Source organism: Kitasatospora sp. NPDC059817, assembly GCF_042731835.1.
Lineage (GTDB): Bacteria > Actinomycetota > Actinomycetes > Streptomycetales > Streptomycetaceae > Kitasatospora.
Genome location: NZ_JBHWIR010000129.1, coordinates 14,847 through 22,255 on the forward strand (window position 1 = coordinate 14,847; position 7,409 = coordinate 22,255).

The 7,409-nt window shown below is 73.9% G+C and carries 8 protein-coding genes; 3 read left to right on the forward strand and 5 right to left on the reverse strand.

From position 1 onward, the window contains the following. Nucleotides 1-159: 159 nt before the first annotated feature. The 4 genes from ACFV61_RS24800 to ACFV61_RS24815 form a co-directional block, all read right to left on the reverse strand. Complete coding sequence (locus ACFV61_RS24800; protein ID WP_063347460.1) at nt 160-408, reverse strand: acyl carrier protein; 249 nt, start codon at nt 406-408, stop codon at nt 160-162. An 82-nt stretch (nt 409-490) separates the two neighbouring features. Then, nucleotides 491-1,522 carry a beta-ketoacyl-ACP synthase III gene (locus tag ACFV61_RS24805; protein WP_350878134.1) on the reverse strand — a complete coding sequence of 344 codons (1,032 nt, stop codon included), beginning with the start codon at nt 1,520-1,522 and terminating at the stop codon, nt 491-493. After that, nucleotides 1,519-2,469 carry an ACP S-malonyltransferase gene (locus tag ACFV61_RS24810; protein WP_063347458.1) on the reverse strand — a complete coding sequence of 317 codons (951 nt, stop codon included), beginning with the start codon at nt 2,467-2,469 and terminating at the stop codon, nt 1,519-1,521. Before ACFV61_RS24810 ends, ACFV61_RS24805 begins: the two co-directional genes overlap by 4 nt. A gap of 90 nt (nt 2,470-2,559) precedes the next feature. Beyond that, complete coding sequence (locus ACFV61_RS24815; RefSeq protein ID WP_063347457.1) at nt 2,560-3,735, reverse strand: CdaR family transcriptional regulator; 1,176 nt, start codon at nt 3,733-3,735, stop codon at nt 2,560-2,562. Nucleotides 3,736-3,963: 228 nt separating this feature from the next. On the opposite strand from ACFV61_RS24815, the gene ACFV61_RS24820 reads away from it, so the two are divergent. After that, on the forward strand, nt 3,964-4,740 hold the full coding sequence (locus tag ACFV61_RS24820) for a pirin family protein (RefSeq protein WP_380493933.1): 777 nt from the start codon (nt 3,964-3,966) through the stop codon (nt 4,738-4,740). Nucleotides 4,741-4,767: 27 nt separating this feature from the next. Here ACFV61_RS24820 and ACFV61_RS24825 read toward each other — a convergent pair whose 3' ends face one another. Next, on the reverse strand, nt 4,768-5,601 hold the full coding sequence (locus ACFV61_RS24825) for a serine hydrolase domain-containing protein (RefSeq protein ID WP_363370030.1): 834 nt from the start codon (nt 5,599-5,601) through the stop codon (nt 4,768-4,770). 122 nt (nt 5,602-5,723) lie between these two features. On the opposite strand from ACFV61_RS24825, the gene ACFV61_RS24830 reads away from it, so the two are divergent. After that, on the forward strand, nt 5,724-6,200 hold the full coding sequence (locus tag ACFV61_RS24830; protein WP_380493935.1) for a MerR family transcriptional regulator: 477 nt from the start codon (nt 5,724-5,726) through the stop codon (nt 6,198-6,200). Between the two features lie 85 nt (nt 6,201-6,285). After that, nucleotides 6,286-7,299 (forward strand): aldo/keto reductase, encoded by a 1,014-nt coding sequence (locus tag ACFV61_RS24835; RefSeq protein ID WP_380374956.1) that lies wholly within the window; start codon nt 6,286-6,288, stop codon nt 7,297-7,299. The last annotated feature ends 110 nt before the right edge of the window (nt 7,300-7,409 follow it).

Below are 7,409 nucleotides of genomic sequence, written 5' to 3' on the forward strand. Positions count from 1 at the left end.
GGGGGGGCGGGCGGCCCCCCCGGCCGGCGCCCGCCGGCCCGCCGGGTGGGGCTCCCGGCCCGGCGGGGCGGCCAGGCTCGGGGGAGCCGGGCCGACGAGTCAGCCGTCCGAGGCGTCGAGAACGCCGGACGTGCTGGAGGGATCGAACGGGTCGATCGCTCAGGCGGCGGCGTTGGTGAGGATGTAGTTCACCGCGTCGCCGACGGTCTTCAGGTTCTTGACCTCGTCGTCCGGGATCTTGACGTCGAAGCGCTCCTCGGCGGCCACGACGACCTCGACCATGGACAGCGAGTCGACGTCCAGGTCGTCCGTGAAGGACTTCTCGAGCTCGACGTCCTCGGTCGGGATACCGGCGATCTCGTTGACGATCTCGGCGAGACCTTCCAGAACCTCGTCCTTGGTAGCCATACTGGCTGCTCCTCTTCGGTGTTGAACGCGTCCGACCGGCGGCCGGACGCAGGCTTTGCGGAATGAGTGGGGCGAAACGCGCCTAGGGGAGCGTAACGACTGCCGCGGCGTACACGAGACCCGCCCCGAACCCGATGATCAGTGCGAGGTCGCCGCTGCGGGCCTCGCCGCTCTCCAGCATGCGCTCCATCGCCAGCGGGATGGAGGCCGCCGAGGTGTTGCCGGTCTCGGCGATGTCGCGGGCGACCGGCACCGAGTCGGGCAGCTTGAGCGCCTTGATCATGGCGTCGGTGATGCGCATGTTGGCCTGGTGCGGGATGAACGCGCCGAGCTGGTCGGCGGTGACCCCGGCGGCGTCCAGCGCCTGCTGGGCCACCTTGGCCATCTCCCACACCGCCCAGCGGAAGACCGGCTGGCCGTCCATCCGCAGGGCCGGCCACTTGGCCTCCTCGCCCACGCCGTTGACGGCGTCGGGCTTGGCGAAGGCGGTGTCCCAGGCCTGGGTCTGCGAGATGACGTCGGACTGCGAACCGTCCGAGCCCCAGATCAGCTTGCCGATACCGGGCGTGTCGGACGGGCCGACGATCGCGGCGCCGGCGCCGTCGCCGAAGATGAACGCGGTCGAGCGGTCCGACTGGTCGGTCAGGTCGCTCAGCCGCTCGACGCCGATCACCAGCACGTACTCGGCGCTGCCGCCGCGGATCATGCCGTCGGCCAGGCCCAGGCCGTAGCCGAAGCCCGCGCAGGCGGCCGAGATGTCGAAGGCCGGGGCGGTGCCGCAGCCGAGCCGCTCGGCGATCTCGGTGGCGATCGCCGGGGTCTGCTTGAGGTGCGAGACGGTCGCGACGATCACGCCGCCGATCTGGTCCGGGGTGATCCCGGCCTGGGCGATGGCCTTGCCGGAGGCCTGCACCGACATCTCGGCGACGCTCTCCTCCGGGCCGGCCCAGCGGCGCTCGGCGATCCCGCTGCGGGTGCGGATCCACTCGTCCGAGGAGTCGATCCACTCCAGCACCTCGGCGTTGGGGATCACCCGGACCGGGCGGTAGCCGCCCACGCCGAGGATGCGCGCGTACTGCGCGCCCTCGGACGGGCGGATCTGCGGCTTCGTCATGCCTGGGTCTCCTGATCCTGACCGCCGTGCTCCGCGACGAGCGCGCGGGCCTTGTCCAGGTCGGCGGGGGTCTTGAGGGCAAGCGTCGCCACACCCTTGAGGTTGCGCTTGACCAGTCCGGTGAGAGTGCCCGCGGGGGACAGCTCGATGACGGCGGTCGCACCCAGCTGCCCGAGGGTCTCCATGCAGAGGTCCCAGCGGACCGGGTTGGAGACCTGCGACACCAGGCGGGTGAGCACCTCGGCGCCGGAGGCCACGACCTCGCCGTCCTTGTTGGAGACGTAGCGGACCTGCGGGTCGGCCACGGTCAGCGTCGGGGCCAGCGCGGCCAGCCGCTCGACACCCGGGGCCATGTGCTCGGTGTGGAAGGCGCCGGCCACCTTCAGGGCGACCAGCTTGGCACCGGCCGGCGGGTCCGCCTTCAGCGTCTCCAGCTGGGCCAGCGTGCCGGCGGCGACGATCTGGCCGCCGCCGTTGTTGTTGGCCGCGGTCAGGCCGTGCTCGGCCAGCTTCGCCGCGACGACCTCCGGGTCGCCGCCGAGCACGGCGATCATGCCGGTCTCGGTGACGGCGGCGGCCGCGGCCATCGCCCGGCCGCGCTCGCGGACGAAGGTCAGCGCGTCGTGCGCGCTCAGCACCCCGGCGCCGGCGGCGGCGGTGATCTCGCCGACGCTGTGGCCGGCCACGGCGCCGACCAGCTTGCGGGCGACGTCCTCGTCCGGGAACAGCTCACGGGCGGTCATCAGACCGGCCGCGACCAGCAGCGGCTGGGCGACGGCGGTGTCCTTGATCTCCTCTGCGGAGGCCTCGGTCCCGGCGTGCACCAGGTCGAGCCCGGCGACCTCCGACCAGCCGCGGAGGCGGTCGGCGACACCGTCCAGCTCCAGCCAGGGGCTGAGGAAACCGGGGGACTGGGCACCCTGTCCAGGGGCGACGATTACGAGCACGGTTCAACCCTCTCTCGCCAGGCGCCCAGGGGCGGGTAGGCGACGGTAACGAAGAAAACCATCCGGGATTGTAAGTTCCCTACAGGCGGTTCAGCTCGGCTCCCCGGCCGCGGTGAGTCGGCCGAGGGCGAGTGCGATCCGCAGCGTGAACGCCGAACGCACGTCGGACGGGGCGTACCCCGTGACGTCGGTCACACGTCGTAGCCGGTAGCGCACCGTATTGGGGTGGACGAAGAGCATCCGGGCGGCGCCCTCCAGCGAAGAGGCCTGCTCCAGGTAGACGCTCAGCGTTTCCAGCAGCGCCGAGCCGGCTTCGTCCAGCGGTGTGTAGATCTCCTCCACCAGCTGGCGGCGGGCGGCCTGGTCGCCGGCCAGCGCGCGCTCGGGCAGCAGGTCGTCGGCCAGCACCGGGCGGGGTGCGTCCGGCCAGGCGGCGCAGGCCCGCAGGCCGGCCGCGGCGGCGTGCGCCGAGCGGGTCGCCGAGAGCAGGTCCGGCACGGTCGGGCCGACCACCACCGGGCCCGGCGCGAACTGGCCGATCAGCGCCCGGGCCGCGTGCACCGGCTCCTTGTCGCCGCCGACCACGACCACCAGGCGCTTGCCCAGCACCCCGGTCAGCACGTGCAGCTTGGCGTACCGGGCGGCCCGGCGGATCGCCTCGACCACCAGCTCGCTGTCGCCGTCCGGGGCGCTGCCCATCACCACCCGGACCTGGCTGGGCTGGCCCCAGCCGAGCGCCGCGGCCCGCGACAGCACGCCCTCGTCCGCGTCGCCGGACAGCAGCGAGTTGACCACCAGCGCCTCCAGCCGGGCGTCCCAGGCGCCGCGCGCCTCGGCCGCCTGGGCGTACACCTGGGCGGTCGCGAAGGCGATCTCCCGGGCGTAGACCAGCACCGACTCGCGCATGTCCGCCTCGTCGCCGGGGGCGGCCACCTCCTCGATGGCCTCCTCCATCACCTCGATCGTGGTGCGGATCAGCTCGACGGTCTGGCGCAGGGTGATCGCCCTGGTCAGCTCGCGCGGGGCGGTGCCGAAGACGTCCGTGGAGATCGCCTGGGCGGCGTCCGGGTGGCGGTACCACTCGGTGAAGGCGGCGATGCCGGCCTGGGCGACCAGGCCGATCCAGGAACGGTGCTCCGGCGGCATCCGCCGGTACCAGCCGAGCTGGTCGTCCATCCGGGAGATCGCGGCGGTGGCCAGCTTGCCCGAGGACTTCTCCAGCCGCTTGAGCGTCGCGGCCCGGCGCTCGGCCCGCTCGGCGGCCATTCTGCGCTCCTGCGCGGTCAGGCGGGGCGCCGCCCGGCCGGGGCGGTCGCGGCCGGCCCTGGGGGCCGGGCTCTTCCCGGTCGGCTCGGCCGTGGGACTGGGTTCGCTCTTGGAGTTCGCGGAAGCGGCTGGCACAAGGACAAGACTGCCTCACGTGAGTGACTGCTCGTGCACACCCCCCGGTGCAGCGGCACGGTGGTGCCGGTCACACCCACTACCGTGGGGCCCGTGACAGACGACGCCGCCCGCCCCCGCGCCGACCTGCGCCGCACCGCCGAGCGCTACCTCTCCACCCCGGCCGAGGGCGTCGAGACCCGACACGCGTTCTCCTTCTCCGGCCACTACGACCCGAAGAACACGCACTTCGGCGCGCTGCTCGCGTGCAACGAGGAACTCCTCGCCCCCGGCGCCGGGTACGAGGAGCACAAGCACCGGGACACCGAGATCCTCACCTGGGTGCTGGAGGGCGCGCTGGCGCACCGGGACTCCCAGGGGCACGGCGGGGTGGTCCGCCCGGGGATGGTCCAGCACCTCGGCGCGGGCTCCGGCGTCACCCACACCGAGCGCAACGTCGGCGGGGCCGTCGGCCCGGTCCGCTTCGTCCAGATGTGGCTCCAGCCGGACGTGTTCGACGCGCCCCCGGCGTACGGGCTGCGCAAGGTGGAACCGGCCGACGGCGGGTTGACGCTGCTCGCCTCCGGGCTGGAGCGCGACGCCGGGACGGACGCCCTGCGGCTGCGCCGCGGCGACGCCGCGCTCTGGCTGGCGACGGCGGGGCCGTGGCAGCCGCTGCCCGCACTGCCCGAGGCCGCCTGGCGGTACGCGCACCTGACCGCCGGCTCGCTCGGCTACCGGACGATCCCGGGGCCCAAGGGCGGCGGCCGCTCGATGGCCCCGGGCGACAGCGTGCGGATCACCGGCGACGCCTTCGCCGACCCGACGGCCGGCGAGACCGGCGCCGAACTCCTGCTCTGGGAGATGCACTCGCCGGTCTCGTACGGCTAGGGGCTGTCCTTTCAGCCTTCCAGTCGTTCAGCTGTTCAGTTCGGCCAGGACCGCGTCCGAGCAGGCCGGCCAGACCTCGGCGGCCCACGGGCCGAAGTCCCGGTCGGTGAGCGCGACGCAGGCCACGCCTGCCTCCGGGTCGACCCACAGGAAGGTGCCGGACTGGCCGAAGTGGCCGAAGGTGGCGGGCGAGTTGGCGGTGCCCGTCCAGTGCGGGGCCTTGCCGTCGCGGATCTCGAAGCCGAGACCCCAGTCGTTCGGCCGGCGGTGGCCGTAGCCGGGCAGCACGCCGCTGGTGCCCGGGAAGGCGACCTCGCGGGTGGCCTGCCGGACGGTGGACGGGTCCAGCAGCTTCGGGGACTGGAGCTCGGCGGCGAACCGGACCAGGTCCGCGACGGTGGACAGGCCGCCGGCGCCGGCCGGGGACTTGTGCGCGGTGTTCAGCAGGGTGTCGTGCATGCCCAGGGGCTCGAACACCGCCTCGGCGGCGTACCGGGAGAACTCGATCCCGGCGGCGTCGGACAGCGCCCGCGCCAGCGCGTCGAAGCCCGCGTTGGAGTACAGCCGGCGGTTGCCGGGCTCGGCGAACACCCGGTTCTCGTCGAAGCCCAGGCCGGAGGTGTGCGCGAGCAGGTGGCGGACGGTCGAGCCGGCCGGCCCGGCCGGGTCGTCCAGCTCGAAGACGCCCTCCTCGACCGCGACCAGCACCGCGTACGAGGTGAGCAGCTTGGTCACCGACGCCAGCGGGAACAGGTGCTGCTGCGGCCCGTACGTGCCCAGCACCGCGCCGTCCGCCCCCCGGACCACCGCCGCCGCGGCGTGGGGCACCGGCCAGTTCTCGATCATCCGCAAGCTCTCCATGCGCCCGACTCTAACGAAGGCCCGAAAACGGGTGGCGGGAGCACCCGGGTGCGAGGCTTGCTTGGAGTGCACTCCAACTCGATAGCGTCGTCGTCACCGCTCACCACAGGGGGTAACCGATCATGGCCACGCTCGCACCCGTCCAGCTCGACCTGCGGACCTGCGCCGACGTGTACCAGCGCCCGGTCGGCGATCCGGACCGGACCCCGCGGCACACCATCAGCGAGGTCGCCGTGGCCAGCGGGCTCACCGCGCACACCCTGCGCTGGTACGAGCGGATCGGCCTGCTCGACCCGGTCGACCGCTCCGCCAGCGGCCAGCGCCGCTACTGCGACGCCGACCTGCACCGGCTGGCCTTCCTGGGCCGGCTGCGGCTGACCGGCATGCCGATCGCCGACATGCTCCGCTACGTGGAGCTGGCCCGCGAGGGTGAGCGGACCTACGAGGCGCGGCGCCAACTGCTGGTCGACCAGCGCGAGGAGGTCCGCCAACGGGTCGCCGACCTCCAGGCCACCCTCGCCGTCCTCGACTACAAGATCGACCTGTACTCCGGCCGGATCGCCGCGTCCGACGAACCGGCCGTCCACCGCCACGAGTAGCCGCCATCAGCACGCCGCACGCGGAGCACGCCGCACGTGGAGTACGCCGCACGCATGCGCCGCACGCAGAGGAAGAAGCAGAGCGATGACCGTTCCCGTCCTCCCCACCGCCCGACTCGGCACCGACGGCCCGTTCGTGGGCGTCCAGGGCCTCGGCTGCATGGGCATGAGCGACTTCTACGGCCCGACCGACCGGCCCGAGGCGCTCGCCACCCTGGACGCCGCCCTGGAAGCCGGCGTCACCCTGTTCGACACCGCCGACGCCTACGGCTTCGGCCGCAACGAGGAGCTGATCGGCCCCTTCGTCCGCGCCAACCGCGACCGGGTGGTGCTCGCCACCAAGTTCGCCGTGGAGCGCAAGGAGGACGACCCGAGTCACCGCGGCATCCGCAACGACCCGGCGTACATCCGGGCCGCCGTCGACGCCTCGCTGCGCCGCCTCGGCGTGGACGAGATCGACCTCTACTACATGCACCGCCGCGACCCGGCCGTGCCGCTGGCCGACTCGGTCGGCACCATGGCCGAGCTGGTCCGGGCCGGCAAGGTGCGCCGACTGGGGCTGTCCGAGGTGACGGGCGCCGAACTGCGCGAGGCGTACGCGATCCACCCGATCGCCGCGCTGCAGTCCGAGTGGTCGGTGTTCGCCCGGGACGTCGAGCGCACGGCGGTGCCGGCCGCGGCCGAACTGGGCGTCGCCTTCGTGCCGTACTCGCCGCTCGGCCGGGGCTTCCTGACCGGGGCGTTCCAGGCCGCCGAGCAGCTCGCGGCGGACGACGTCCGGCGCACCCAGCCGCGCTTCACCGGCGCCAACGCGGCGGCCAACGCCGAACTCCTGGCGCCGCTGCGGGAGATCGCGACGGCCCGCGGGGTGACCCTCGCGCAGGTCGCGCTGGCCTGGGTGCACCAGCGGGCCGAGGTGCACGGGCTGACCGTCGTGCCGATCCCCGGCACCCGCAAGCGCAGCCGGCTCGCCGAGAACACCGCGGCCGCCACGCTGCGGCTCACCGCCGAGGAACTGGCCCGGCTGGAGCCGGTGGCGGGGGAGGTGGCCGGGGACCGCTACCCGGACATGCGCTTCACCCAGGTCGGCCGGGAGTAGCGGCGGTGGGGGGGGGGGGGGGGGGGCCCGCCCCCCCCCCCCCCCCCCCGCCGCCCCCCCCACCCAGGCGCCCCCCCCGCGCGCCCCCCCCCGCGGCGCTGTGGTGTCGG